Origin of the sequence: Enterococcus sp. S183_ASV_20, from assembly GCF_018919685.1 — a bacterium.
In the GTDB taxonomy this organism is placed as follows: Bacteria; Bacillota; Bacilli; order Lactobacillales; family Enterococcaceae; genus Enterococcus; species Enterococcus faecalis.
The window spans coordinates 37,217-62,815 of record NZ_JAHLRI010000005.1; the positions used below are offsets into that span (position 1 = coordinate 37,217).

The window sequence follows — 25,599 nt, forward strand, 5'->3', positions numbered from 1 at the left end:
TGAATTACGCAATTTTCTTTTGTTTATTGCGCTTATGTTCTTTAATGATTTTAAGTGCGCGTTTTCGTGTTTTGATGTTGGGACTTTTCAGTCGACGATAAGCGCTAGATAAGTCAGTTTTTTCCATTATATATAGGACCTCCATTTCGTAAAAAATAATTTACGGAGTAGCTATTTTGTTGAGGGTTTGAAAGGTTTCTTGAATTTTTTTTGTCTCTAATTCTTTGCCAATCAGAACAATTGTCGTTTCTTGAGGGGGTTGATTCGTCATTTGAAAGGCCACTTGCTGGTTGACGCCTTGCATGGCAATGGCCAAGTCATGCTCCTGTAAGGCGAGAATCCCTTTGAAACGGTATAACTTTTCCTGATGTGTATACATTAACCAATCAAGCCAACGAGTGAAAAGAGGTTCGTTGAGGGCTGAGGACGCCGTTAACGTAAGGGAGTGAAAGGTATGGTGATGATGCTCGTGGGCGTGCTCATGCGGGGAATGAGTCATTTCGTGTTCTGTAAGTGTTGCCGTAAACTTATTTAATTGAAAAAAGTCACTAGCCAAAAGAGGCTCGTTGGCTTGAAAGGATAAAATATCAGCAAAAGGATTAATGGTACGAAGGGTTTCTTGGAACGTTGGTAGCTGAGTGCTGTCTGCTGGTTCCTTGACAGAAAAAAAGAGGCGATCTGCTAAGGCCAGTTGTTTGATGGCTTCGGCTTCTTGAAGTTGCTGTTGCCAATGATGCCCATCAACGACCGTTAAGAGACTGTCTATATAGAAATGATTTTTGATGTGCGGGGTCGTTAAAATTGTTTGAATGATTGGTTGCGGATCAGCAATGCCCGTTGTTTCTAAAATGACTTGGGCAACGGTTTGTTGTTCTTCTTGGTACACTTCTAAGATTGCTGATAAAGAGGCAAGAAGATCTCCTCGTAAGCTGCAACACATGCAACCGTTATTTAATTGAATAATTCGTTCCGTGGTTTGTAAAAGTAATGCGTGGTCAACGCCTGTTTGACCAAATTCATTTTCAATAATAATAATTTCTTCTTTAGGAAACGGTGACTGCGCAAGCGCATGGTTAATTAAGGTTGTTTTTCCTGCGCCTAAAAAGCCAGAAACAATGGTGATTGGAATGCCCATCAAGTTTTCCTCCTGTTATTTGACTTCAGTGAAAAGTGCGCGGCGCCGTAGTTTTGGTGAATATTTTTTCAGCTGTAATTTTTCTGGTGTATTTCGTTTGTTTTTACTTGTTAAGTAAAGGCGCTCGCCAGTTTCAGCGCAAGCTAACGTAATGGTTTGGCGCATAGTGCCGTCCTCCAATTTGATTTTTTTAATTGCGTATAAAAGATAAAGGGGGCTGCGAGGTCAGCCCAAATGCGACTGTCCTCGCTAGTTGTCTTTATCGAAATAATGAGTTACCAGCTTGCTTTTTTGACGCCAGGAATCAAGCCTTGGTGAGCCAATTCACGGAAACGAATCCGAGACATGCCAAATTTACGCATGTAGCCACGTGGGCGCCCATCTGTTTGATCGCGGAGTTTTAAGCGACTTGGATGAGCATCTTTGGGCAATTTGCTAAGACCTTCATAATCGCCAGCTTCTTTTAAGGCTTGGCGAATAGGCGCATATTTTGCAATCATTGCTTGTTGTTTTTTTGCTTTAGCAATTTTTGATTTTTTAGCCATAAGGCACTTCCTTTCTTTTTGGATTTATAAAATATAAATCGTAATGGTTACGATTTGAACGGAAGTATATTATCAGGTGTTGCGTTGTTTGTCAAGTGAGAATTTCGTTTTTTTTAGGACTTGCTAAGTTGAGAAGTTAGAAATGTTTGTTTTAGCGCTGTTTTGTAGTATCTTTTAAGAAAGAGTAAAAAGGAGTGAAGATGGCAATGGTAGAACGTTTGACGATTATTCGTGGTGTGGAAAAATTTGAATTACAAACGAAAACAGCGCGCTGGGTGTTAGCAAAAGAAGAGGGATATTCGCCAGTTCAAATGCTCGTTTCGGCAATTGGCGCTTGTGGGGGATACGTGTATCAATCCGTTTTGGAAAATTCGCACATTCCCTTTGAGTTTGAAAAAATAGAAGTCACGTATTCAAGAGAAGTAGAGAGACGCGCACAACCATTAAAACAGGTGACGATTCTCTTTTATGTGACTGTTCCAGAAGCCTTTCAAGAACGGGCGACACGGTGTTTGAAGCTTGTCTCCCCAAACTGTCCAGTGATTCAATCATTGGCTGAAAGAATTACTGTCGAAGAAACAGTTGTATTTAAAAAGTAAACCATTAGAGACATTATCGTTACGAGCGCTTTTCCCTTTTTGGATGCCTCGTTTCTGAGAATGTCTTTTTTTAGAGGACCGTGGGGAAATAGCTGTAGAAACAGGAAATTTTTAATTCATTTGTACAAAATAATACAGACAAAAAACAGATAGTGCTTTTTTCACAAATAAAAAGGTTGCTTTTTTTTCTGTTTTAGTAGATGATGTAAATAGTTACATCTCTGATATAACGCTGTTTTTTGAAACGTGTGTTATTTTTTAATTCGTAATAGTTTTTTTAAATCGTTTCACAGAATTACTTTAATTGTTATACAGTTTTTTTAGTTGTTATAGTTTGTTTGTCGGCCTTTAGGAGGTAATCATGATTGAGTTAGTGAATGTGTCGAAAGTCTATCAAGAGACACACGCGTTAAAAAATATTCACTTTTCTGTCCAACCAGGAGAAATCGTTGGGATTGTTGGGAAAAGTGGCTCTGGCAAGTCCACGTTGTTACGTTTGTTGAATTTAATGGAACAACCGAGTGAAGGGGAGATTCTTATTGATGGCAGAAATGTTCAAACCTTCTCTAAAAAAGAAGTTCGCCAGCAGCAACAACAAATGGGGATGGTGTTTCAGCATTACAATTTGTTAGAAAATTTGAAAATTTATGATAATGTTGCGTTGCCTTTGAAACTTTTAAAAGAGAAACAGCCTGAAAAAATTGAGCGTTTATTAACGTTTGTTGATATGGCCCATAAGGCAGAAGCGTATCCTGCTCAGCTTTCTGGTGGGGAAAAACAGCGTGTCTCTATTGCTCGAGCGTTGAGCCGTAATCCAAAATGGTTATTATGTGACGAGGCAACGAGTTCATTAGATGAAGAAAATACAGAAAGTGTCGTTCGACTATTACATAAGACGCATCAGGAATTCCGGCCGACTATTTTCTTTGTCAGTCACGAATTAGAAACCGTGAAGCGCTTATGTAATCGTATCTTAGTGATGGAAAAAGGTCAGCTAATTGGCGAATTTCTGAATAATCCTCAGCAATATGAGGAAGAACCGCTTTCCTATTTAGAAAAAGTGGAAAGGAGTTTGCGCCCATGACTTTTTCAGAAACCTTTGCCGAATATTGGCCATCTATGCTGGTCGGTTTAAAAGAAACAGGGATTATGATGTCGATTTCGATGGCTATCTGTTTGCTTGTTGGCTTGCCTTTAGGCTTAGGACTATTTTTGGCTAATCCGAAAGTCAAAGGGCATCAACCTTGGCTATACTGGGTTTTAAATTTCATTGTAACTGTTATTCGTTCGTTTCCTTATTTATTATTTGTGATTGCGTTGATTCCAGTCACTCGTTCTGTTTTAGGAAAGGCGTTTGGCCCAATTCCTTCATCTGTGCCATTGAGTATTGTTGCGATCGCGATTTTTGCTCGCTTGGTTGAACAAGTGCTGTTGGATGTTCCAGAAGAAATTTATTTTTTAGCTAATTCGTTAGGTACCTCGAAAGTCCAATACATTTGGCACTTTTTATTGGTGGAAGCGCGTAGCGGATTAGTCCTTGCTTACACAACCACGACAGTGAGTATGGTTTCATATTCCACGGTGATGGGTGTTGTTGGTGGCGGCGGGATTGGCGATTTTGCAGTTCGTGTCGGGTATCAACGGTATGAATACGGTATTATGTATGTTGCCATTGTGATTATGATTGCACTGGTCTTCATTTTACAAATGCTTGGGAACTTCATTGCCCAAAAACTAGACAAAAGAAAGTAGGAGGACAAAAGAATGAAGAAGTTTTATTTAGCAACATTCGCTGTTATTGCAACAGTTATTTTAGCTGCCTGTGGGGGAAATAAACAAGCAGACCAGAAAGAAGACAAGGAGATTACCGTTGCCGTGCAATTGGAATCTTCAAAAGATATCTTGGAGATTGCTAAGAAAGAAGCTGAGAAAAAAGGGTACAAAATTAACATTATGGAAGTGAGCGACAATGTTGCCTACAACGATGCCGTGCAACATGACGAAGCGGATGCTAATTTTGCGCAACATCAACCCTTCATGGAAATGTTTAACAAAGAGAAAAAAGCTGATTTAGTGGCTGTGCAACCGATTTATTATTTTGCTGGTGGTTTCTATTCAAAAGAATATCAAGATGCGAAAGATTTACCTGAAAATGCCAAAGTGGGGATTCCTAGCGATCCAACCAATGAAGGTCGTGCTTTAGCAATTTTAAATGCAAACGGCGTGATTAAATTAAAAGAAGGTGTCGGCTTTAACGGCACGGTGGCAGATGTCGTGGAAAATCCTAAAAACATCACTTTTGAAAGCATTGATTTACTGAATTTAGCTAAAGCCTATGATGAAAAAGACATCGCTATGGTGTTCTGCTACCCAGCCTACTTAGAACCTGCTGGTTTAACAACGAAAGATGCGATTTTGTTAGAAGATGAAGAAGCAAGTAAACATTACGCATTGCAAGTTGTGACACGTAAAGGCGAAAAAGATAGTGAAAAAATCAAGGTTTTAAAAGAAGCGATGACAACAAAAGAAGTTGCTGAATACATCAAGAAAAATTCTAAAGGCGCCAATATTCCTGCGTTTTAATGAATAGAAAAAATGAAGCCTCTTTTTGAGAAGCTTCATTTTTTTCTTTTCCTTGATTTATAGTATAGTTAATAGGAAGGAGGTGCCGGTGTGGTCGAATTATTTATTTTAATGATGGAACGGGTGGGCTTAATTATTTTACTGGCCTTTCTTTTAGTGAATGTGCCTTATTTTAAGCGTGTTTTATTAAGTCGTGAAAAAATGTCTTCAAAAGTTCAGTTGATTTTGATTTTTGGTTTATTTGCTATTATTTCTAATTTTACAGGTATCGAAATCGCTAAGAATCAGATTGTTCCCAATAATTTACTAACCTATTTAAGCAGCAATGCTTCCATTGCGAATACGCGTACGTTAGTAATTGGCGTTTCTGGATTAGTGGGTGGTCCGATTGTCGGCAGTACGGTTGGTTTAATTGCTGGCTTTCATCGGGTTATTCAAGGCGGGGGGCATAGTTTCTTTTATGTGCCTGCTTCTTTAATTGTTGGCTTAATTGCCGGTTTTTTAGGGAGCCGCATGGCAAAGCAAACCGTTTTTCCGTCTGCCGGCTTTTCTGCCATTGTCGGAGCGTGCATGGAAATGATTCAGATGATTTTTATTTTCTTTTTCAGCGGTGATCTATCGGATGGAGCCACGTTGGTTCGTTTTATTGCGCTGCCGATGATTTTGTTAAATAGCGTAGGAACGTTTATTTTTATGTCGATTCTAACGACGACATTGAAACAAGAAGAGCAGGCCAAAGCGGTTCAGACGCACGATGTTTTGGAATTAGCAGCGGAAACACTGCCTTATTTTCGAGAAGGACTCAATAAAAATTCCAGCAAAAAAGTTGCGGAGATTATTAAGCATTATACAAAAGTCAGTGCGATTAGCATGACAAACAGTCATCAAATTTTAGCTCATGTTGGTGCAGGAAGCGATCATCATATTCCAGAGCTAGAAGTCATTACAGAGCTTTCTCGGGAAGTGTTACGGACGGGCCGAATGACCATCGCGCATGCCAAAGAAGAAGTCGGTTGTTCGGACCCTAATTGTCCGTTGCAAGCGGCGATTGTGATTCCATTATTTTCCCATCAGCAAATTGTTGGCACCTTAAAAATGTATTTTACGGATCCAGCGCAGTTAACGCATGTCGAGGAACAGTTAGCAGAAGGTCTTGGGACAATTTTTTCTTCACAAATTGAATTAGGGGAAGCGGAAGTACAATCAAAATTACTTAAAGAAGCTGAAATTAAATCCTTGCAAGCGCAAGTGAACCCGCATTTCTTCTTTAATGCCATCAATACTATTTCCGCATTAATGCGGAAAGACAGTGAAAAAGCGCGGAAACTATTGCTCCAATTAAGTAAATACTTTCGAGGCAACTTGCAGGGAGCCGTGCAAACTACGATCCCAGTTTCACAAGAACTAGAACAAGTAAAAGCCTATTTGTCATTAGAACAAGCACGGTTTCCGAATCGTTATCAAGTAACATTTGACGTAGAAGAAGCGGTTGCTTCAGAAAAAGTACCGCCGTATGCGATTCAGGTGTTAGTGGAAAATACCATCAAGCATGCATTTGGCAGCCGTAAAGAGAACAATCAAGTCCGGGTAGTGGTCAAAGCAAAACAACACAAATTACATGTGGATGTGTATGACAATGGGCAAGGGATTCCTGAAGAACGCCGCTTGCTATTAGGAAAGACAACAGTGACTTCGGAAAAAGGCACCGGCACGGCACTGGAAAACTTGTCCCGCAGAATGGCGAACCTTTATGGATCAGAAGGTTGTTTTTTAATTGAAAATTTAGAAACAGGCGGGAGCCATGTTCATTTAGAAATCCCGATGGAACAGGAGGAATTAGATGCACGTATTAATCGTTGATGATGAGCCCTTAGCACGAGAAGAATTGAGCTATCTTGTTTCCCAACATCCGCAAGTGACGAGCGTTGCAGAAGCGGATTCTGTGGCGGAGGCAATGGAAGAGATGATGGATCAAAAGCCAGATTTGTTATTTTTAGATATTCATTTGACCGATGAAAGCGGGTTTGATTTAGCGGAAAAATTAACCCATCTTAAAAAAGCGCCCTACTTGGTCTTTGCAACCGCCTATGATCAATATGCGTTAAAGGCCTTTCAAGTGAATGCAAAAGATTATATTTTGAAACCTTTTGAAGAAGAAAAAATAACACAAGTCATTGAAAAAGCATCGAAAGAAATGGCTCAAGCTGTCCCAGAAAACACTGCCGAAAAAGGACCAAAATCTGAAGCAATACCTATTCAAGGGGAAGACCGCATTTATCTTGTGGCGCCAGAAGATATTTACCTCGTTTCTGTCGAAGAACGGCAACTGAGCATTTTTGTGGATCAACAGGTCTACAAGATGACAGGGACCCTCAACAGTATCGAACAAAAATTACCTGCCACGCTCTTTATTAAAACGCATCGAAGTTTCATCTTGAATCGAACAAAAATTCAAGAAATTCAGCCGTGGTTTAATAACACGTTGCAAGTGATTTTAACCAACGGCTCAAAAGTACCTGTTAGCCGTTCATACGTCAAAGAATTTAAAGAAAAACTTGGCTTAAGTTAAAAAATCACCACTTGAAATGTCGAATGCATTTCAAGTGGTGATTTTTGCATTTGGTGAAGAAATTCTGGCATTTCATGAAAAAAAGCCCTTAAAAAAACGTTTTCTTTATATACTTAACCCATAGAAAACAGACAAAAGGGAGCGAAGAAGCATGGAAAAGAAAGTATATTCATTTTTACAACAAGCAGCAGTTTTTGCCATTATTATGTTAATCGCCAACGGCTTGGCGTTCATTTCCCCAATACCAATGCCTGCTTCAGTAATTGGCATGGTGTTATTGTTCATTGGTTTATGTACAAAAGTTGTTAAATTGGAGCAAGTGGAAGGGCTAGGAAATAGCTTATCAACAGTTATTACATTTTTATTTGTTCCTTCAGGGATTTCCTTAGTTAATTCTTTAGGGATTATGCAACAATTTGGCGTTCAAATTGTTTTTGTTATTTTAGTAGCGACACTAGCGTTACTAGCAACGACTGGTTGGACGGGCGCCTTTTTATTGCATATGAAAGATGCTCGAAAAGAAAAAGAACCCGCAGCAACGAAGAAAGCGAAAGGAGAGGTTCGCGCATGAATCCGTATGTTGGCATTATTATTTCATTAGCTGTATTTGGCATAGGTACTTGGTTGTTTAAAAAAAGTAAAGGTTTCTTCTTATTTACGCCATTATTCGTTGCGATGATTTTAGGCGTTGTCGTTTTAAAAGTAACAGGAATTAGTTACGAGCAATACAATGAAGGTGGCAAATATATCAGCTTCTTTCTAGAGCCTGCGACAGTAGCGTTTGCGATTCCTTTATATAAAAAGAGAGACGTGTTGAAAAAATATTGGTTAGAAATTTTAACGGCGTTAACAATTGGTTCTTTTGGTTCGCTAGTGGCTGTTTATTTTGCAGGAAAAGTGATTGGCATGGATAATCATTTAGTGGCCTCAATCTTACCACAAGCAGCTACAACAGCGATTGCCGTACCTATTTCTCAAACTGTTGGCGGCATTGCTTCCATTACGGCGTTTACTGTAATCTTCAATGGTGTACTAACCTATGCCTTGGGCCGAATTGCATTGAAATGGTTTAAAATTAACAATCCAATCGCCAAAGGTTTAGCTTTAGGTGCGGCCGGACATGCCCTAGGTGTGGCAGTTGGCATAGAAATGGGCGAAACAGAGGCTGCTATGGCTAGTATTTCTGTCGTAGTGGTTGGTGTAGTTACTGTTTTAGTAGTTCCTTTCTTTGCAACGGTCATTGGTCTATAAAAAAGTGGGCTTCCCCACTCTTTTATGAGTAGCTAATTTCTATCAGCTAGCAGTCTCTGCTTATTCTGTTCCCGCCGTTTATCAATTTTTAAGCCTGGGACAAAAATCCAAAGTGATTTTTGTCCCAGGCTCTTTTGTGTTGTTTACACGATTTTTTGAGTATAGATAGGGCGCGTGGAAGGATTGACCAGTCTTTTTATAGAATGGTTGCTCCTAAAGTTTGTTTAAAGTGGCGTAACGCCCATTCGTGTCCTTGTTCATCAAAACTAGCAACGGCGCGTTCAGGAATCATTAATTGATAGCCTAAATTATAGGCATCGACAGCCGTATGCAACACGCAAATATCTGTACAAACACCAGTTAAACAAAGCTCTGTAATTCCTCGTTCTCGTAATCGAATGTCCAATTCTGTACCACTAAAAGCAGAATAGTGCCGTTTGTCCATCCAATAAACGGTCGCCTCATTTTTGTGAGCTTGATAAAAATCAGCTAGCGAGCCAAACAGATTACGCCCGTCAGTTCCTAAGACATTGTGGGGCGGGAAAAGTTTATTTTCAGGATGATAGTGATCTAGGGGGTCATGCCCATCAATGGCAAAAACCACAAAATCGCCATTGTAAAAATAGTGCTTTGTTTGTTGAACAAGGGCCGTTTCAATAGCTTGTCCAGCGGCACCAGTGGTTAGTTTTCCGTCTGTGGCGACAAAATCATTCGTATAATCAATGGAAATCAGAGCTTTCATTTGGCAACCTCCTAAAGGTTAAAGTCATTTTGTTCATTTTACAGCTTTTAAGAGGGCATTTCAAATGATAAAAGTACATCAAATTCTAAAAAAGCTGTTTCAAAATAAACGCTTTGGCTAAAAAACATGCTATAATTTTGCTACAAATTAAAGCAGGTGAATAGAGTGAAAAGAAAAATCGTACGTTTTATCCTTTGGTTGTTAGGAATCCTTGTGGTTATTTGCTTAGGTGTGTTTCTCGCCTTTCAATTATCCCCTAAGCCAGGCGCTTGGGTCATCAACCAGTTATTCGCAGGCGAAGTTGAAATAAAAGATTCAGCTTCCTATGATAAAGCATTGCCCAATGTCCAATTGCAAGAAAATCAAACATACCCTTCTTCAAGAAAAAAGAATACCTTTGATTTGTATTATCCCCAAACGTCAAAACAAGCGGTACCAGTCGTTTTATGGGTCCATGGTGGTGGCTATGTGGGAGGAGATAAGTCTGGGATGAAAGAGTTTGCGACACGTTTAGTGGCTGATTCCTCAGTTGCCTTTATTTCAATGAATTATGAATTAGCACCAGATGCACCTTATCCAAGCCAGCTCCAGCAGGTCAATGAACTTGTTCAATTTTTATTAGAAAAGAAACAAGCGTATCCCATGTTAGATTTATCTAAGCTTTTTATTGGCGGGGACAGTGCGGGTGCACAGATTGCTCTACAATATGCAACAGTTCAAACCAATGCCAACTATGCCAAAGAACTAGGGATGACTGCAGCGTTGCCGGCTAGCCATTTAAAAGGCACGCTCTCGTATTGTGGTCCGGTGGATTTGAAACAAATGGCCAACCAACAAAGTGATAATCGTTTTATGAAATTTTTCGTTAAAACAGTGGCTTGGTCCTTGCTCGGCACTAAAGACTGGCAGACGAGTGCAGAACTGCAAGAAGTGAGTTTAGTGGATAAAGTCACCAAAGAATTTCCCCCGACGTATCTAACAGATGGCAATAGCTTTTCATTCCAAGAGCAAGGACTAGCCTTGGTTCAGCGGTTAAAAACTTTAAATGTTCCAGTTACAGCTCTCTTTTTCAAAGATAAGAAAGCAACGATCACCCACGAATATCAATTCGACTATCAAACAAAAGAAGCTAAACAATGTTACCAAGAAACAGTCCAGTTTGTGAATACGTATAAATAAACAGAGGCCTTAGAAATATTTCTAAGGCCTCTGTTTATTTGTTTTTGTCATTTTTTTAGCTGAGAAATATGTATAAATTAAACAAAAATGTTTATTTAATGATGTTTACATGAGAAAAAATCCGTGCTATACTACGAACTCGTTTGTTAATTTTAATGTTAAAAACAACGTTTTTGTTATTTTTGTGAACAAATTAACATTTTTATCTTACAAAAACAGCAAAAAATTCGTTTAGTTAACAAAAAGAAAATTAAAAAATAAATTTTTTTTTTGAAATTAAGAAAATATCTTTAAAAAAATCAGAAGAAAACTTCGTATACTTGAGCCATAGGTTGGTTGTGGAAAGTTTACTTCGAGGGAGGAGTGATGAAGTTAATGAAAAAGAAAATCGCTGTTTTATTGGCAACTTGTTTACTTGTACAACCATTTTTATCTGTTTCAGCGTGGGCGATTGAAGGGGAGCAACAAACAGAACGTACGCAGACACAGCCAAAAACAGCAGAAACCAGTACAAGTGAAGCAACAAAAGAAAGCAGCGCACATTCTATAGAACAGTCATCAATGACGGAATCTAGTGCTATCACAGAAAAAGTAACCACCTCTTCCACAGAAACAAAACCAAGCGAAGAGCAGAAGCAAATCACCTTGACCTTTGAAACAACGGATCAAGCTTTGTTTCTAAATGATGCAAAAAGTTATCAAGTGGTAAAAGAAAAAAATCAGCCACTTCGGACAGAAGAATTACCAAAATGGGCGAATAGTGAGGAAAATACGACTTTCGTTGGCTGGTCTTACCAAGGAAAAACATATACAAATGAAGAACTTCTTCAATTAGAGTTTTCAGAAGATACACAACTTACAGCTGTCTTTAAACAGAAACGGACACGCATGGCCAGAGCTGTTTCAGTTGATCAGTCCATTGCGGACACAATTGCTCCTGCGGATAAAACAAAAGTGATTGTTGTGCCAAGTCCAGCAGGAGATGGAGCAGCGTACAAAGAATATGCATCGACAGAGGCTGGTTTGAAAGAAGCCTTGTTTGATTTGTATCAACAGGGGAACAATGGCGATTTCACTCTTTATATAGGAACTAATATTACAACGGGTACGGCAACCACCGCTAAAGTGATTCCTGACACCGTTACGGCAAGTAATATGACCTTTTACGCCTTGCAAGGCAAGGTCAATCATTTAGTGATTACTGGAAACAGTGCGGATCCGATTAGTATGGATACAACTTTACCTACAGGTTCCAAAACATTGGCACTAGGAATTGTTCACTTCGGTACAGATATTACTTTAAGAAATATTTCTTATACAGGATCACAAATGTATTTAAACGGTCATAGTTTGTCATTGAATGGTGGTTCTATCGGGAATGGTTTCTCTGTGTTTGGCGGAACGGATTCAGGCGATGTTACAGGAAATCCTGTGATTACAGTAAATAGTACTGGTTCAGGTACGTGGTATTTTTATGGCGGAAATAATAATGGTGGAACTTTAAAAGGAAACCCAACGTTGCTCATTAATAACACGGTCTCCGGAATCAATACGCTATCAGGCGGTGCAAATCTAGGTACAGTCGATGGGAATGTAACCGTTTCTGTTAAACGAATCAATGGTGCTCTTTCTAATTATTATGGTGCAGGAATTGGTACAGCAGCAAACCCAATTTCTGTGACCGGGAGTGTTTCCAATGAGTTAGACATTGCAGTAGAAGCAAATAGTTCTTTTAGGATGTCCACTTACTATGGTGGCGCACTTTATGGAAACATTAATGGTACTATTAAAAATTCATTATCTGGATATGGCGGTTGGAGTTCAAGAGGGCCGTATGTTGGTGGTTCAGGTCGTGGGAATATTGGAACAAATCGTGGAACAAATGCAATTTCCACAACCCTCGATGCAAGTAATTATACAACCTATGGACCAAGTATTATTGGAGCCAATCGTTATAACGGCACAATAACAGGAAATATTGAAAATACGGTTATTGGTGGAACAACAGATGCTCAAGGCGGTATAGGTAATTTTGATGGTGGTAGTGGAACGGAAGCTGATCGATTATCAAAAGCAGCACTAGGAGCTTCCAATGAAGGCACCTATGATGCTTATACATCAGAGCAACGAGCAAAATTAGCTTTTGATAGTGCAACTTATAAAATTTTAGGAAATATTCACTCACATCTTGTTAAAGGTTCATTTGGTAATGCGGATCTGTGGCGAACAACCGCAGCTGGTGTAGGTGGTTACGTAGAAGGTAAGGCAACTATAGAAGTTGGAACACAAACAGGCGATGGCACAGCTGGCGGCGATGGCTTGGTTTATAAAGGAAGTCGTCCAACTGACACGAATTATTCTTCTAGTAGAAATAATTTAGCGAATGCGAAAGATTTTGATATTGCTGGCGGTGGTCTTGTCATTGGCCGAGATGCTTGGACTATCTACATTCGCGGTGAGTCAAATACAGTAATTAATAATGCTGTAGCTCGACGAACATACGGTGGTTTATTTTCTGGCGTTGTTGAAGGGAACACCTCTAATACATTGAATGGAGGTATTGTCGATACCTTAGAAGGAAGTGGTTATGAAGGCGGTCGAGTTTATGGAAATGCCCAAGCAACTGTGAGGAATGGTCAAGTTGACTGGTTCTTATCTGGTGGTGGCTGGAATGATAAAAAAATTGTCGGGAATGTTGGAGTAACCGTTTATGATGGTGTCATTAATGCCTCAATGGGAGCATCTTATGGTGCTTCAAGTGATCATACTGTTACTGGAAATTCTAATAACATTGTTTACGGTGGCGACTTTTCTGGTACTCCTCGTGAAGGAACGAATGGTTTTTCTGGCGGAATAACAAATGTTGGCTCTTTGTTAGGAAACGCAAATTTGACCATTGATTTAAGAAACTACAATCGCGAGTTTAAATTGCCTTCGGGAACGTTTATTTCAGGAGGTGTTCCTTATAACGGAACAACTAATTTAGGAACAGATGCTTCTAATACAATCACGCTAAATATCTATACAAAACCAGGTTCAGATGTTTTGAATGGTGCAGCGATATACGGAGATGGCGCGCGGACGTCCTCATATACAAAAAGTGGCAAAATTATTATGAATATTCAAGCAACAGGTTCAAGTATTGGTAACTTATATGCAACAAATTATGGTAATGCCCCTACGACAGGGCTGTTACGTGATGTCGAGATAAATTTACAAGGTGCCAAAACAATCAATGGATTATCTGGTGGAAATGCAACAGATAGTTTCACCAATACCATTGTTTCTAAAAATGCTCAGAAAGTTGTCATTAACATTGGCGAGAACGTTGACGGCACCAATAACTATCAAACAGAACCACTAAATGCGACAGGCTTAGGCGTTGTCAACTTTACGGAATTAAATGTCACCAATGGCATTAAATTAATGGCTAATGGTGGGAACATCAAAAATGGCGTTTCTGCTACTGCCGCGAACCACAGTACGACTTACAATGAATTCGGATCAATTCATCTATCTAAAAACGCTGGAATTGGGATCACCAACACAGCCAATTTAATCTCAGCTAGCAAACTAACGGTTCAGGATCATGCAACATTAGAAACAATTCCTGGTACAGGTAAAGTAAACATTGCGGATTTTGAAGCTGTCGATCCAACAAAAGATGAACTTTTATGGATTAAACCAACGACAGATACAACTGCTTTGGTGGATAGCACAGGGACTTGGTTTGGAAATGTCAAAGCCTATCAGGTCTTGACGATTAATCCAACGGTCAATAATGCTACAAAACTTACGCCAACAACGTTTCATGGGATTGAAAAAGCGACTGGAAAAACATTTATTGGCGATAACGATGTGACCAAGGGCGCCAATGGCTATGGAATAGCAATTCCTGGCTCCATCATCGATTACGAAGTGGAAACGCCTGGAATTGTGGCAGGTGCAGGTACTATTTCTCATGATGTAAAAGAGGTCAAAGCTGGCAATGCGCCGTTAACCTTACAAGCGTGGGGCACCGAAGTAGCTGGACAAAAAGTTCAAAAAGGACGTTTGATGATTCCGACCTCAAGTGCTTTAACACCAACCCTAAGCTTCCTTCCTGACGAAGTAACAGGTTCTTGGTTGCACCAAGGAACGGTTAAGTCTAGTGAAGTTGGGAGCGCGATAGAGCAAATTCCAGAGCAAAAAGATACCACCCCGCTTTCATGGAAAGCGACGAATATGAACTACAGTTATCAGGTGAAAGTTCAATTTTCAAATAAAGTGGAACTTTCGGGGCAATCGGTGATTGTCACAGAAGATGAGGCAGCGCAACTAACGACTGTCGATAAAGTAATAGAAATGCTCGGTGCAAAAGGTCGGCCGTTTTTCAAGACCTCATTAAAAGAGACGGATTTACCACAAATTCAAGCACCGTTAGCAGAAAAAACTGTATCGCGGACACATGATATTCAATTAGAAGCAGGGACGTCAGGAGATAATTTGCAAAACAAAACGGTTCATTTAGTTGTTGTGAAAAATGAAAGTGTCCTTGCCAAAGATCGTTCGTTTGCTTTGTATGCGACAAGTGCGCATTTGAAATTAAAAGAAGCAAATGGCTTAACGAATTCAGACGAGTTGGCACAATGGACACAAGCAACGGTGATTTTCGCAGATGGTCGGGCCAATCAAACACCAAGTCTTGATGCCGCAACCTTCCAAGCCATTCAGCAAGCGAAACCAGAAGAATTAGCCAAAACGGTGCCAGCCAATTATCAATTTACAGAAGCTGGTGAAACGTTAAATAAAAAAGTCAATGTGTCTATTTCAGGTGAATTAACGTTAGAAAAAGTACCTAAAACAATTGATTTTGGCAAACAAAAAATTTCTGCCAAGCCAGAAGTTTACTGGCCAACTCTTTCAGATGATTTAGTCGTTCAAGACACACGCGGGACAGAAAGTACGCCTTGGAAACTGAATGTTCAGGTAACGAATCCCTTAACGAACGGCACAAATCAATTGGAAGATTTGTCATTGGTTACAGACAAAGGAGAATTTTTACTCAATAAAGGAGATACGGTTGTTACAGAAAATGAAGGCTCCGGTTCAGGTAGTTATACAATTAACCAAGGTTGGGGTGCGGCAAACCAACGGGGACTTAAACTATCTGTGCCAGTCGAGAAACAAAAAGTTGGCGAATTCAAAGGGACATTGTCATGGTCATTAGTCATGGCACCATAACAAGGAGGAGAGAAGTGAGATGAAAAAATACCTTTTGCTTAGTTGTTTTTTAGGTCTTTTCAGCTTCTGTCATTCAGACACTGCGTTTGGGGAAGCAGCTTATGAAAATAGTGGTGTTGTCTCCTTTTATGGAACGTATGAATATCCCACAGAAGAGTCGACAACAGCGACTAGTAATTCTTCCACAACGACCGAACCCACCAAGCCAGCTGACGGAGGCGCTTCATCCGTCCTTTCTTCTGGCGTATATGGGTCGCGACAAGGAAGATTACCAGCGACAGGTACCATCAATCAAGCACCATTTATTTATTTGGGAATCAGCCTTATCACTATAGGCATATTATTTATTAAAAGGAGAAGAGAAGATGAAAAAAACAGTATTAGCAGTAGTAGGGATTGTAGGATTTAGCGGTGTCCTAGCGACACAACAAGCATTTGCGGAAGACATTAACGTGAACTATACAAGTAATGGCGCCATTACATTTGAACCAGATACAGATCCAACGAAGCCAGTTAATCCAACCAATCCAGATGAAAAAGTTGAACCAGAAGATCCAACTGACCCAACTGGACCAAAACCAGGGACTGCAGGCCCCTTATCAATTGACTATGCTTCAAGCTTTCAATTTGGCGCCCAAAAAATCACTTCCGATACGAAAGATTATTACGCACAAATTCAAACATTTAAAGATGGAACAACAGGTCCCAACTATGTTCAGGTAACGGATAAACGTGGGACACAAGAAGGCTGGACGTTAAGCGCTGTACAAAATGGGCAATTCAAAACAGCCCAAAATGAAGAATTAGTGGGGGCCGCTTTATCGATTGCCAATGCAGGTGTGACATCGATTGTTGATGCCGCATACGCGCCAACACCAACAGCAGCACATACCTTTGTTCCTGGAACAGAAGTAGAATTAGTCAAAGCAGAAGATGGCAAAGGAATGGGGACTTGGGTCTATCGTTTTGGGAAAGATGCGACAGAAGGTGCTACTGCCGTGAAATTAAATGTCCCAGGTAAAGCGATTAAATTAGCAAAAGAATATCGTACGACCTTAACATGGACATTGAAATCTGTACCAACGAATGTTGGAGGCTAAGTAAATGAAAAAAACAGTCGTCTACTCCTTGTTATTCGGAACAATGTTGCTTGGCGCCACTGTCCCTGCTGAAGCGGCGACGGTCGTTTTTGATAGCGAACAGTCGATTGTTTTTACCCCAAGCACAGATGGGACGGATCCAGTAAATCCAGAAAATCCCGATCCAGAAAAACCAGTTCGACCAGTCGATCCAACGAATCCTGATGGACCTAATCCAGGTACCCCTGGGCCACTTTCCATCGATTATGCCTCAAGTTTGGATTTTGGGAGTAATGAGATATCGAATAAGGATCAAACGTATTTTGCCAGAGCGCAAACCTATAAAAATCCAGATGGTTCAGCAAGTGAATTGGCAACTGCTAATTATGTACAAGTAAGTGATTTACGGGGAACCAATGCTGGCTGGGTTTTAAAAGTGAAACAAAATGGTCAATTTCGTAATGCAGAAACATTACACAAAGAATTAACAGGCGCCACCGTCGCCTTTACTGAGCCCAGTGTTCGCTCAAATGCGACGGACGTATTGCCGCCAACTGCTACCGCAAACATTCAATTAGATGCTGCGGGCGCAGAAACTGTTGTCATGCAAGCCCCAGAAAAGACCGGCGCCGGAACGTGGATCACGCTGTGGGGGCAAGCAGAAAAAGTGACCGAAAAAAATCAACAAGGACAGCAAGTAAATGCCACGATCACACGGGCAATCTCACTAACTGTTCCCGGGAAAACCCCTAAGGATGCAGTACAATATAAAACAACATTGACTTGGCTACTTTCAGATGTACCAGTAAATAATGGAGGGAAATAAATGAAAAAGACAAAAGTAATGACATTGATGGCAACCACAACTTTAGGCGCACTGGCACTTGTACCAATGAGTGCATTAGCAGTCGACGGTGGTGAATACCAAACAAACGGAGCGATTCAATTTGCACCAAATACGAACCCAACGAATCCAGTTGATCCGACGAATCCAGATCCGGATAAACCAATTACGCCAGTTGATCCAACTGATCCGACAGGGCCTAAGCCAGGGACAGCAGGTCCGTTATCCATTGACTATGCATCTAGCTTATCTTTTGGGGAACAAACGATTACCTCAAAAAATATGACCTACTATGCAGAAACACAAAAATACAAAGATAATGCTGGTGCCGACCAAGAAGGCCCGAACTTTGTTCAAGTCTCAGATAATCGTGGGACTGAAACAGGTTGGACGTTAAAAGTAAAACAAAATGGTCAATTCAAAACTGAAGCCAACCAAGAACTAACAGCGGCCAAAGTAACTTTAAGCAACGGACGCGTGGTTTCAGCTTCACAATCTGCAAAACCAACGACAGCGCCAGCTACGATTGAATTAAACCCAACTGGGGCTGAATCAGTGGTCATGGCTGCTGGCGATAAAGAAGGTGCGGGTACGTACTTAATGAGCTGGGGCGATAGTGTAGATGCCGCTAAAACAAGTATTTCATTAGAAGTACCTGGTTCAACCACAAAATATGCGAAAAAATACACGACAACTTTTACTTGGACTTTGACAGATACACCTGCTAACACAGGAAACTAAGAACGACAGCATACACGCAAGATCGGGATATAAGTCAAAAATTTTTGGCTTATCTTTCGGTCTTTTGGTGCTTATAATACAACAAAGAATGAAAGACATAGGAGAATGAATATGAACAGATGGAAAGTATATGCAACGGTAATCGCTTGTATGTTATTTGGCTGGATTGGCGTGGAGGCGCACGCTTCTGAATTTAATTTTGCGGTCACACCAACAATTCCCGAAAATCAAGTGGACAAATCAAAAACCTACTTTGACTTAAAAATGGCGCCTGGTGCCAAACAAACCGTAGAAATTCAGTTACGCAATGATACAGATGAAGACATTACCATTGAAAATACGGTGAACTCAGCGACAACAAATTTAAATGGCGTAGTAGAATATGGCCAAAACGGAATCAAACCTGACAAAACTTTACGCTTTAATTTAAAAGATTATGTGGAGGCACCGAAAGAAATCATCTTGCCGAAGCATTCCCAAAAGACCTTACCTTTAACCATCACGATGCCTAAAGATTCTTTTGATGGCGTGATGGCTGGCGGTATAACACTCAAAGAGAAAAAGAAAGAAACCACGACTTCTGCGGACCAATCAAAAGGGTTAGCTATTAATAATGAATACTCCTATGTTGTGGCCATTATTCTTCAACAAAATGAGACAAAGGTTCAACCAGATTTAAAATTACTGGGGGTTAAACCAGGCCAAGTCAACGCGCGAAACGTCATCAATGTTTCTTTACAAAACCCACAAGCGGCCTATTTAAACCAATTACATTTAATCAACACTGTTTCAAAAGGAGGCGAAACGCTTTACCAATCCGATACTGAGGATATGCAAGTGGCGCCAAACTCTAACTTTAGTTACCCAATTTCTTTAAAAGGGGAACGATTAACGCCAGGGAAATATGTCTTGAAATCAACGGCCTATGGTGTAAAAGATGAAAAGGGCACCTATCAAGTCAAAGGTGCCAATGGTGAAGAACGGTACCTGTACAAATGGGAATTTACAAAAGAATTTACTATTTCTGGGGACGTTGCTAAAGAATTAAATGAAAAAGACGTAACCATTAAAGGAACCAATTGGTGGTTGTATCTACTGATTGCATTAATCATTCTAGCGCTGCTCTTATTGATTTTCTTCTTGTATCGTAAAAAGAAAAAAGAGGAAGAACAACAATCTGAGCAATAAAAAGGGCTATCTATTGACAAAAAGGGTTTTCCTTGTAAAAGTAAAGGTACTTTTACAAGGAATTGCTTCCCATAAAGTAGAGGTAGAGAGAGTGAGAAGCCATGAGAAAAAAGTATCTTTTTTTATTTAGTTCTTTGCTAATTTTTACGGCTGTCGAAATAGAACCAATTCAAACATTGGCGACACCTATTTATAATCCCTTAGAACCAACGGAAGAAATTCAACCAAAACCAGAATCAATCACCCCTCAGGAAAAGTCAGAACCGGAACAACCTGCGCCAACCCCTCCGGAAGATCAAAAAACTACGGTTCCTTCTGAAGAAAAAAAGCCTTCACCCAAGAAAAAAGACAAACCTGTGGAGAAACCGGCAATGTCAAAAGAAAAAAAGAAACAAACAAAAGAAACAACGGCTCATCCCTTACAAGTGAATAAAGATTTTGTCTTTCCTAACGGACTTGGTGCAGGCGGCGATGAAGAATCTGAAAGCTATTTAGCAGCGGTTGGGTACTTTCTTTCAGGAAATGGATTGTATGGGAAAAAAATGGATGTGAGAGAAGTCTATGATATTGATGATGTTTTTAAATAAAGTGGATAAAAGAAAAATCGCCTTATTTCAGTTACTGGAAAATGCACCGATGTTAACAGAGTCAAAAGAAACCGTAATGCAGGAGTTAGAATTATCTGAATTTATTGTGAACAAAACGGTCGCTGAATTAAATGCCGATTTTATTGAATTTGGTTTATCAGAGGATTTTCAAATTGTGAGCGATGGTATTTTCTTAACTCTTAATGAATCAGGAACGGAAACTTCCGCTACTTTGATTGATTGCTATATTAAAGAGTCGTTACGTTTTGCTATGTTTCAAGATTTCTTTTTTCAGCGTTTTGATTCTGTGAATGAGTTTGCTTTAGAACACTTTGTTAGTCACACATTGGCTTATAAGGAGTTCAAGGAATTAAAGAAAATGCTGGAAAATTATCAAATTACAATTAATAAAGAATTTCACTTGGTGGGAAATGAAACCAATTTACGCGAAGTAACAACACTGGTTTTTTTACAATTATACCAACGTGATTTTTCATTGTACGGTAAAAAAGTTTTAGAGCAGATTCGGAACTTTGAGCTATTTTTTTCTGAGAAAGTTCATCTTAATCAGCGTGCGGGCTATGCACAAGCTAAATGTTTTCATTTTTTGGCGGTTTCTTTAGTACGAACGCAGCAACAGTTTTATGTAGAGAAAAAAGTAGATTCGCAAGTGTTAAAACAATTAGCCGGTGACAATCAGCAGAATGTTTTCAATTGGTTAGAGAGTCTTCAAATCCCAGAACCACAACGAACAAACGAAGGCAATTATTTACTCTTATTTTTAATTGCTGAAGAGTGGCTTCAAGTAGCTTCAGCAGCACTTTGCCAAAGATTTGCAGAAATTCAACAATTGAATCGTGACTTGTTAAGCTATTTAAAAATACAATTTCAGCTTTCCGAGGAAGTCCTGCAAGGTTTTGAACAAAAAGTAACAATCGTACATTTTAAATTGTTCCATTTTCCAATAGAAGCAAACTATAGTTATCGCAAAATGGATATAACCTACTTTGCAGAAACGTATACAGAGTATTTTTCTGCTAGTCGACAATTTATTCAAGAACAAAAAACGAATCCCGCTGTTTGGGATGCCAGACGGTTTTTATTTTATCGGTATCTGTTGTTAATGGTGGATGCGTTACCATTGAAAAAAGTTTTGGCTCCGATTACATTGTGTGTCGACTTTTCCTTTGGTGAAGCCTATAATCGTATGATACAAAAAAATATTGAAAAAATTACGGAATGGAATATCATTTTCAAAGCACATGTAGATGAAAGTGTACAATTAATTTTATCGGATATTCATTTTGTCGATTGGCCTGAGATTACTCAAATTATTTGGCTAGCGCCACCACGTCCTGTTGATTGGTCGCATTTTATTAAAACGCTGAGTGCACTAAGACCGCACTCGGGAGAAGAAAATAAGGTCGGGACAGCACCGCTTAGCTCCGAGAAATAAGAAGAAATTTCCGGAAATTGTTCTTTAATTTTTGGATAATTTCGGCTTATTTCCGAAGGAGCTGGTTCTGTTCCCGCCGTTTATCAGATTTTGAGCGTGGAGCAAAAATCCAAAGTGATTTTTGTACCGCGCTTTTTCTTTTAGAATATAAAAATTAAAAATAATAAAAAAGTTGAAACTTTTTATGCTTGTGATTCGTCTATATAAGTGTACAGGAAAGGAGGTTCCAGAAATCGATGGTTTTCGATGGTTGGAAAAGAAAAAAACAAATTCGCGCGTTAGAAACGCTTGTGGATACCAAATATGAAAAAATGTATCGCATTGCCTTTAACTATACACATTCGAAAGAAGATGCCTTGGATGTGATTCAAGAAAGCTTTGAAAAGGCACTGAAGGCCATCCAAAAAGGATCCGATATTAAGGATTTTGACGCGTGGTTCTTTCGAATTCTGCTTTCTGTAGCGACAGATTATTGGCGTAAAAAGAAACGAGAAGCTGTTCATATTGAAAAAGATGAACAGGTGTTAGCCCTTTTAAATAATCCCCAACGCAGTTTTTTAGAAATTGAAGAAATTATTAATCAATTAGATAGTCCCAATCGTGAAATTATTCTATTAAAATTTTTTGAAGGATTTACGCTAAAAGAAATCGCCTTGATCCTGGATATTAACGAAAATACGATTAAAACGAAGATGTACCGCAGTTTGAATGAACTCCGAAGTCTATTGAATTAGTAAAAGAAAGGAAGCGAAAAAATAATGGAAGATTTTGTAAAAAGCGTTGTTAAAAACTTTTCAAAAGAATACCGCCAACAACCGTTGCCAACGGATCTACAAGCGGAAGTCAAAGCGCGTTTTCATAAAGAGAAAAAGCGGTACACCTGGCTTCGTTTTAGAAACCGCTCACTGCAAAGTAGTCTAGTAGTAGCTTGTGGCTTTGTCTTATCAGTCAATTTGTTTCCAGGTTTTAGTGAAGCAGCCCGCAACATCCCTGTGTTAGATAAAATTGTTCAATTAGTCACCATCAAAACGTTGACAGCGAAAAAACAGGAAAGTGAAGTAAACATCGATGTCCCTAAAATCCAAACATCCCAAGAATCTTCAGTAGCCGACACGCTCAACAAAAAATACTTGAAAGAAGCCCAAACAGAATTTCAACAAGTCAAAGGGCAATTGTTTGATGGTTCTCGTGTTTCAGTCACTGGAGATTATGAAAAAGTCGTGGACGACCGTCGCTTCCTAGTGGTCAAACGAACCTTCACAGAAATTAAAGGCAGCTCTGCGACGACAACGAAATATGACACCATCGACAAACGAGCCAATGTTGTCGTTTCACTCCCCTTAATTTTTAAAAATGATTTTTACATTGATGTCATTAGTAGTGAAATTAAACAACAAATAGCAGACCAAATGAAGAACGATAGCAATAAAATATACTGGTCCGAAAAAGAGGATGCCCCCAGTGATGTTCAACCCTTCAAAAAAATTAAAAAGGACCAACCTTTCTATATCAATGAAAAACACCAATTAGTGATTGTGTTTCCTCAAGGAGAAATTGCGCCTTACTATATGGGCACCCCTGAATTTGTAATCCCTAATCAAGTCATTGAGAATGAATTGGCAGCGCCTAATTATTTAAAATAAACTCAGCAAAAAACACGCGACAGTTTTAAGAAATGTCGCGTGTTTTTTGCTGACCTAACCAAGTCAGTTGCGGTTTTACTGAGAGAAGCGTACACTAGAATTAAGCATAACAAGAAAGGGCGAATGGCAATGGAAAAATCAGAAAAAATTAGTATTTTACAAGATGTGGTTAAAATTAAATCTGTAAATGGAAACGAAGAAGAAGTGGCAATCTATTTACAAAATCTTTTGAAAAAATATGAGATCCCTTCTGAACTTGTTTCTTATGCACCAAATCGTAGTAGTTTGGTTGCTTATTTAGGTGAAAACCGAGAAAAAGTCTTAGGGTTTAGTGGCCACATGGACGTGGTTTCTGAAGGGGACGAAAGTCAATGGACTTTCCCGCCATTTGCGGCCCATATTGAAGGAAATAAATTGTATGGACGTGGCGCAACAGACATGAAAAGCGGCTTAGTCGCAATGGTTTTAGCAATGATTGAATTAAAAGAAAAGAAAGTCCCATTAAATGGAGCGGTTAAATTTTTAGGTACAGTTGGTGAAGAAGTCGGTGAGCTAGGTGCTGGCCAATTAACTGAAAAAGGCTATGCGGATGATTTAAGTGCCTTAGTCATTGGAGAACCAACCAATTATAACTTGATGTATGCGCACATGGGTTCAATTAACTATTCTGTTGTGTCACACGGAAAAGAAGCCCACAGTTCGATGCCAGAAGAAGGCATTAACGCGATTAATAATTTGAACGAATTTATTACAGAAGCAAACCAACAAATGGCGGAAGTCACAGCAAACTATGAAAATCCTGAATTAGGTCGAACGATTCACAATGTAACCGTCATTAAAGGTGGCACACAAGTGAACAGTATTCCAGGTCAAGCAGCCTTGCAAGGGAATATCCGTTCAATTCCAGAATTCAGCAACGACCAAGTCATTGCATTATTACAAAAAATTGTCGATGAATTGAACAAAAAAGAAAAACATCAGTTAGAATTAACGATTGATTACAATAAAATTCCTGTAAAAGCTGAGAAAGATTCTGCGTTAATTCAAGCCATTCAAGCCCAATTTGATCAACCATTACCATTAGTGACAAGCGCTGGGACCACAGACTTAGCTGAATTTACTAAATCAGACAATACATTTGATTGCGTTGTCTTTGGACCAGGTGTGACCACTACTGCACACCAAGTCGACGAATATGTCGAAATTGATAATTATTTAGATATGATTGATAAGTATCAAGCGATAGCAAAAAGTTATTTAAATTAAAAAAATGTCGCGCCTGAATCATAAAAATCAGGTGCGACATTTTTTATAAGGTTTATTCCACCACAGTCCATTCATTTAAGGTTTTGCCGTTCTCATCAACTAGCTCTAACCAGCTGTTTGTTCCAGCAAAATAGAGAAACAAGCCGACTTCATTAACGCTTTTTAAGATGATATCTTCCGTTGTGACAAAGTCTTTAAATTGGCCCTTGCGTTCATCACGAAGTTTTTCACCAAATCTGGCGGAGAAACCGACAGACCCGTCTTTATTTAAAGGGGCTTCGGGCATCATTGTCGCGCCAGCTTTAATAAGCATTTCATTGCGCTTTTGCCAAAAAACAGTTGCTTTGCTTTGTCGAGTATCAATATAAAAAGGAATTTGGCTAACTTCTTTTGTCCATTTGTGGCGTGCTTTGGCTGGTCTGGCTTTCTTCGGCGCCGGTTTTTTAAACAGAGAGTAGCCAAAACGTTCCAAGATAAAGGTGACTGTTTCTTTATAGTTAGTCACTGTCGCTACCGCACTTTTCGGAATTTTGACTGTCGCTGGGGTTGCTTCCAATGTTAAACCACTTTCTTTCGCATCATCTAGGAAAGCTTGCGCTAAATAGGCAAGTTCTGTGTCCCAAGTCGGTTTCAATAAAATCGAGTAATCAAAAGAAACTTCTTTATATGTAGATTTTTCTTCAGCAAGTCCTAAAGCAACTAGTTGGTTATCTCTTAGCAAGAAAAGAATCGCTGCCTCTTTTTTCGGTAATTTAGTTGTTTGTTCAATGATTAAGTGGGCCTGATCGGCTAAGTCAATGAGTGTCTTTGTTTTTTTTAGATCGACGGTTAAATGTAAGTCCATGAAGTCTGCTCCTTTATCGTTAGTTTCTTCATTGTATCATGAAATAGCGTCTTCGTCTTTTAACGAGTCAGCGACCTTACAATATTGTTTGAAACAAAAAGAAGCTTTCGTGGTATACTTACTCA

At 39.4% G+C, this 25,599-nt stretch carries 26 protein-coding genes; 20 read left to right on the top strand and 6 right to left on the bottom strand.

What is annotated here, in order from left to right; translation table 11 throughout:
* Positions 1-4: 4 nt before the first annotated feature.
* The 4 genes from KQI94_RS03310 to rpsN all read right to left on the bottom strand — a co-directional run bounded on the left by KQI94_RS03310 (position 5) and on the right by rpsN (position 1,680).
* The gene (locus KQI94_RS03310) at positions 5-127 is read right to left on the bottom strand and encodes a putative metal homeostasis protein (protein ID WP_002383181.1); all 123 of its coding nucleotides are present in this window, start codon (positions 125-127) and stop codon (positions 5-7) included.
* Positions 128-160: 33 nt separating this feature from the next.
* A complete protein-coding gene (locus tag KQI94_RS03315; RefSeq protein WP_002368487.1) occupies positions 161-1,135 on the bottom strand; it encodes a GTP-binding protein in 975 nt (324 codons plus the stop codon).
* 15 nt (positions 1,136-1,150) lie between these two features.
* Positions 1,151-1,300 (bottom strand): 50S ribosomal protein L33, encoded by a 150-nt coding sequence (gene rpmG, locus KQI94_RS03320; RefSeq protein ID WP_002354818.1) that lies wholly within the window; start codon positions 1,298-1,300, stop codon positions 1,151-1,153.
* Between the two features lie 110 nt (positions 1,301-1,410).
* Entirely contained in the window at positions 1,411-1,680 is a 270-nt protein-coding gene (gene rpsN, locus KQI94_RS03325; RefSeq protein WP_002354822.1) for a 30S ribosomal protein S14, read from the bottom strand.
* Between the two features lie 200 nt (positions 1,681-1,880).
* On the opposite strand from rpsN, the gene KQI94_RS03330 reads away from it, so the two are divergent.
* The 8 genes from KQI94_RS03330 (at position 1,881) to lrgB (ending at position 8,682) form a co-directional block, all read left to right on the top strand.
* Complete coding sequence (locus KQI94_RS03330; RefSeq protein ID WP_002386234.1) at positions 1,881-2,279, top strand: OsmC family protein; 399 nt, start codon at positions 1,881-1,883, stop codon at positions 2,277-2,279.
* Positions 2,280-2,640: 361 nt separating this feature from the next.
* Positions 2,641-3,363, top strand: a complete 723-nt coding sequence (locus tag KQI94_RS03335; protein ID WP_024041660.1) for a methionine ABC transporter ATP-binding protein — start codon at positions 2,641-2,643, stop codon at positions 3,361-3,363.
* On the top strand, positions 3,360-4,031 hold the full coding sequence (locus KQI94_RS03340; RefSeq protein WP_002368484.1) for an ABC transporter permease subunit: 672 nt from the start codon (positions 3,360-3,362) through the stop codon (positions 4,029-4,031). The genes KQI94_RS03335 and KQI94_RS03340 overlap by 4 nt, the downstream gene beginning before the upstream one ends.
* Positions 4,032-4,043: 12 nt before the next feature.
* Positions 4,044-4,862 carry a MetQ/NlpA family ABC transporter substrate-binding protein gene (locus KQI94_RS03345; protein WP_002354826.1) on the top strand — a complete coding sequence of 273 codons (819 nt, stop codon included), beginning with the start codon at positions 4,044-4,046 and terminating at the stop codon, positions 4,860-4,862.
* A 90-nt stretch (positions 4,863-4,952) separates the two neighbouring features.
* The gene (locus KQI94_RS03350) at positions 4,953-6,722 is read left to right on the top strand and encodes a sensor histidine kinase (RefSeq protein WP_002358984.1); all 1,770 of its coding nucleotides are present in this window, start codon (positions 4,953-4,955) and stop codon (positions 6,720-6,722) included.
* On the top strand, positions 6,703-7,431 hold the full coding sequence (locus KQI94_RS03355; protein WP_002354828.1) for a LytTR family transcriptional regulator DNA-binding domain-containing protein: 729 nt from the start codon (positions 6,703-6,705) through the stop codon (positions 7,429-7,431). The genes KQI94_RS03350 and KQI94_RS03355 overlap by 20 nt, the downstream gene beginning before the upstream one ends.
* Before the next feature lie 151 nt (positions 7,432-7,582).
* Positions 7,583-8,002, top strand: a complete 420-nt coding sequence (lrgA, locus tag KQI94_RS03360; protein ID WP_002354829.1) for an antiholin-like murein hydrolase modulator LrgA — start codon at positions 7,583-7,585, stop codon at positions 8,000-8,002.
* Complete coding sequence (gene lrgB, locus KQI94_RS03365) at positions 7,999-8,682, top strand: antiholin-like protein LrgB (protein WP_002365411.1); 684 nt, start codon at positions 7,999-8,001, stop codon at positions 8,680-8,682. Before lrgA ends, lrgB begins: the two co-directional genes overlap by 4 nt.
* A gap of 196 nt (positions 8,683-8,878) precedes the next feature.
* Here lrgB and KQI94_RS03370 read toward each other — a convergent pair whose 3' ends face one another.
* Entirely contained in the window at positions 8,879-9,424 is a 546-nt protein-coding gene (locus tag KQI94_RS03370) for an isochorismatase family cysteine hydrolase (RefSeq protein WP_002368483.1), read from the bottom strand.
* 165 nt (positions 9,425-9,589) lie between these two features.
* Here KQI94_RS03370 and KQI94_RS03375 point away from each other — a divergent pair, with 165 nt between their 5' ends.
* The 12 genes from KQI94_RS03375 to KQI94_RS03430 all read left to right on the top strand — a co-directional run bounded on the left by KQI94_RS03375 (position 9,590) and on the right by KQI94_RS03430 (position 24,630).
* Positions 9,590-10,603 carry an alpha/beta hydrolase gene (locus tag KQI94_RS03375; RefSeq protein ID WP_002368482.1) on the top strand — a complete coding sequence of 338 codons (1,014 nt, stop codon included), beginning with the start codon at positions 9,590-9,592 and terminating at the stop codon, positions 10,601-10,603.
* A gap of 366 nt (positions 10,604-10,969) precedes the next feature.
* Positions 10,970-15,826: a hypothetical protein gene (locus KQI94_RS03380; RefSeq protein WP_002390681.1), complete on the top strand. Its 4,857-nt coding sequence runs from the start codon at positions 10,970-10,972 to the stop codon at positions 15,824-15,826.
* A 19-nt stretch (positions 15,827-15,845) separates the two neighbouring features.
* Positions 15,846-16,235, top strand: a complete 390-nt coding sequence (locus KQI94_RS03385; RefSeq protein ID WP_002368478.1) for an LPXTG cell wall anchor domain-containing protein — start codon at positions 15,846-15,848, stop codon at positions 16,233-16,235.
* Positions 16,192-16,926, top strand: coding sequence for a WxL domain-containing protein (locus KQI94_RS03390; RefSeq protein ID WP_002365407.1), 735 nt, complete (start codon positions 16,192-16,194; stop codon positions 16,924-16,926). The genes KQI94_RS03385 and KQI94_RS03390 overlap by 44 nt, the downstream gene beginning before the upstream one ends.
* A gap of 4 nt (positions 16,927-16,930) precedes the next feature.
* Entirely contained in the window at positions 16,931-17,731 is an 801-nt protein-coding gene (locus KQI94_RS03395; RefSeq protein ID WP_002385162.1) for a WxL domain-containing protein, read from the top strand.
* Positions 17,732-18,490: a WxL domain-containing protein gene (locus tag KQI94_RS03400; RefSeq protein WP_002383195.1), complete on the top strand. Its 759-nt coding sequence runs from the start codon at positions 17,732-17,734 to the stop codon at positions 18,488-18,490.
* 105 nt (positions 18,491-18,595) lie between these two features.
* Positions 18,596-19,678, top strand: a complete 1,083-nt coding sequence (locus KQI94_RS03405) for a DUF916 and DUF3324 domain-containing protein (RefSeq protein WP_002358992.1) — start codon at positions 18,596-18,598, stop codon at positions 19,676-19,678.
* Positions 19,679-19,779: 101 nt separating this feature from the next.
* The gene (locus KQI94_RS03410) at positions 19,780-20,265 is read left to right on the top strand and encodes a hypothetical protein (protein ID WP_002354843.1); all 486 of its coding nucleotides are present in this window, start codon (positions 19,780-19,782) and stop codon (positions 20,263-20,265) included.
* On the top strand, positions 20,240-21,721 hold the full coding sequence (locus tag KQI94_RS03415) for a helix-turn-helix domain-containing protein (protein WP_002368476.1): 1,482 nt from the start codon (positions 20,240-20,242) through the stop codon (positions 21,719-21,721). The genes KQI94_RS03410 and KQI94_RS03415 overlap by 26 nt, the downstream gene beginning before the upstream one ends.
* 236 nt (positions 21,722-21,957) lie before the next feature.
* The gene (locus KQI94_RS03420; protein WP_002368475.1) at positions 21,958-22,455 is read left to right on the top strand and encodes a sigma-70 family RNA polymerase sigma factor; all 498 of its coding nucleotides are present in this window, start codon (positions 21,958-21,960) and stop codon (positions 22,453-22,455) included.
* Positions 22,456-22,479: 24 nt separating this feature from the next.
* Complete coding sequence (locus KQI94_RS03425) at positions 22,480-23,364, top strand: RsiV family protein (protein ID WP_002365402.1); 885 nt, start codon at positions 22,480-22,482, stop codon at positions 23,362-23,364.
* A gap of 129 nt (positions 23,365-23,493) precedes the next feature.
* A complete protein-coding gene (locus KQI94_RS03430; protein WP_002368474.1) occupies positions 23,494-24,630 on the top strand; it encodes an ArgE/DapE family deacylase in 1,137 nt (378 codons plus the stop codon).
* 52 nt (positions 24,631-24,682) lie between these two features.
* Here KQI94_RS03430 and KQI94_RS03435 read toward each other — a convergent pair whose 3' ends face one another.
* Positions 24,683-25,474: a hypothetical protein gene (locus KQI94_RS03435; RefSeq protein ID WP_002368473.1), complete on the bottom strand. Its 792-nt coding sequence runs from the start codon at positions 25,472-25,474 to the stop codon at positions 24,683-24,685.
* Positions 25,475-25,599 lie beyond the last annotated feature (125 nt).

Excerpts from the sequence above, each read along its gene's own strand:
- KQI94_RS03310 (WP_002383181.1), bottom strand. The coding sequence starts at position 127 with ATGGAAAAAACTGACTTATCTAGCGCTTATCGTCGACTGAAAAGTCCC.
- KQI94_RS03315 (WP_002368487.1), bottom strand. The coding sequence starts at position 1,135 with ATGGGCATTCCAATCACCATTGTTTCTGGCTTTTTAGGCGCAGGAAAA.
- rpmG (WP_002354818.1), bottom strand. The coding sequence starts at position 1,300 with ATGCGCCAAACCATTACGTTAGCTTGCGCTGAAACTGGCGAGCGCCTT.
- rpsN (WP_002354822.1), bottom strand. The coding sequence starts at position 1,680 with ATGGCTAAAAAATCAAAAATTGCTAAAGCAAAAAAACAACAAGCAATG.
- KQI94_RS03330 (WP_002386234.1), top strand. The coding sequence starts at position 1,881 with ATGGCAATGGTAGAACGTTTGACGATTATTCGTGGTGTGGAAAAATTT.
- KQI94_RS03335 (WP_024041660.1), top strand. The coding sequence starts at position 2,641 with ATGATTGAGTTAGTGAATGTGTCGAAAGTCTATCAAGAGACACACGCG.
- KQI94_RS03340 (WP_002368484.1), top strand. The coding sequence starts at position 3,360 with ATGACTTTTTCAGAAACCTTTGCCGAATATTGGCCATCTATGCTGGTC.
- KQI94_RS03345 (WP_002354826.1), top strand. The coding sequence starts at position 4,044 with ATGAAGAAGTTTTATTTAGCAACATTCGCTGTTATTGCAACAGTTATT.
- KQI94_RS03355 (WP_002354828.1), top strand. The coding sequence starts at position 6,703 with ATGCACGTATTAATCGTTGATGATGAGCCCTTAGCACGAGAAGAATTG.
- lrgA (WP_002354829.1), top strand. The coding sequence starts at position 7,583 with ATGGAAAAGAAAGTATATTCATTTTTACAACAAGCAGCAGTTTTTGCC.
- lrgB (WP_002365411.1), top strand. The coding sequence starts at position 7,999 with ATGAATCCGTATGTTGGCATTATTATTTCATTAGCTGTATTTGGCATA.
- KQI94_RS03370 (WP_002368483.1), bottom strand. The coding sequence starts at position 9,424 with ATGAAAGCTCTGATTTCCATTGATTATACGAATGATTTTGTCGCCACA.
- KQI94_RS03380 (WP_002390681.1), top strand. The coding sequence starts at position 10,970 with ATGAAGTTAATGAAAAAGAAAATCGCTGTTTTATTGGCAACTTGTTTA.
- KQI94_RS03385 (WP_002368478.1), top strand. The coding sequence starts at position 15,846 with ATGAAAAAATACCTTTTGCTTAGTTGTTTTTTAGGTCTTTTCAGCTTC.
- KQI94_RS03390 (WP_002365407.1), top strand. The coding sequence starts at position 16,192 with ATGAAAAAAACAGTATTAGCAGTAGTAGGGATTGTAGGATTTAGCGGT.
- KQI94_RS03395 (WP_002385162.1), top strand. The coding sequence starts at position 16,931 with ATGAAAAAAACAGTCGTCTACTCCTTGTTATTCGGAACAATGTTGCTT.
- KQI94_RS03400 (WP_002383195.1), top strand. The coding sequence starts at position 17,732 with ATGAAAAAGACAAAAGTAATGACATTGATGGCAACCACAACTTTAGGC.
- KQI94_RS03405 (WP_002358992.1), top strand. The coding sequence starts at position 18,596 with ATGAATATGAACAGATGGAAAGTATATGCAACGGTAATCGCTTGTATG.
- KQI94_RS03410 (WP_002354843.1), top strand. The coding sequence starts at position 19,780 with ATGAGAAAAAAGTATCTTTTTTTATTTAGTTCTTTGCTAATTTTTACG.
- KQI94_RS03415 (WP_002368476.1), top strand. The coding sequence starts at position 20,240 with ATGATATTGATGATGTTTTTAAATAAAGTGGATAAAAGAAAAATCGCC.
- KQI94_RS03420 (WP_002368475.1), top strand. The coding sequence starts at position 21,958 with ATGGTTTTCGATGGTTGGAAAAGAAAAAAACAAATTCGCGCGTTAGAA.
- KQI94_RS03425 (WP_002365402.1), top strand. The coding sequence starts at position 22,480 with ATGGAAGATTTTGTAAAAAGCGTTGTTAAAAACTTTTCAAAAGAATAC.
- KQI94_RS03430 (WP_002368474.1), top strand. The coding sequence starts at position 23,494 with ATGGAAAAATCAGAAAAAATTAGTATTTTACAAGATGTGGTTAAAATT.
- KQI94_RS03435 (WP_002368473.1), bottom strand. The coding sequence starts at position 25,474 with ATGGACTTACATTTAACCGTCGATCTAAAAAAAACAAAGACACTCATT.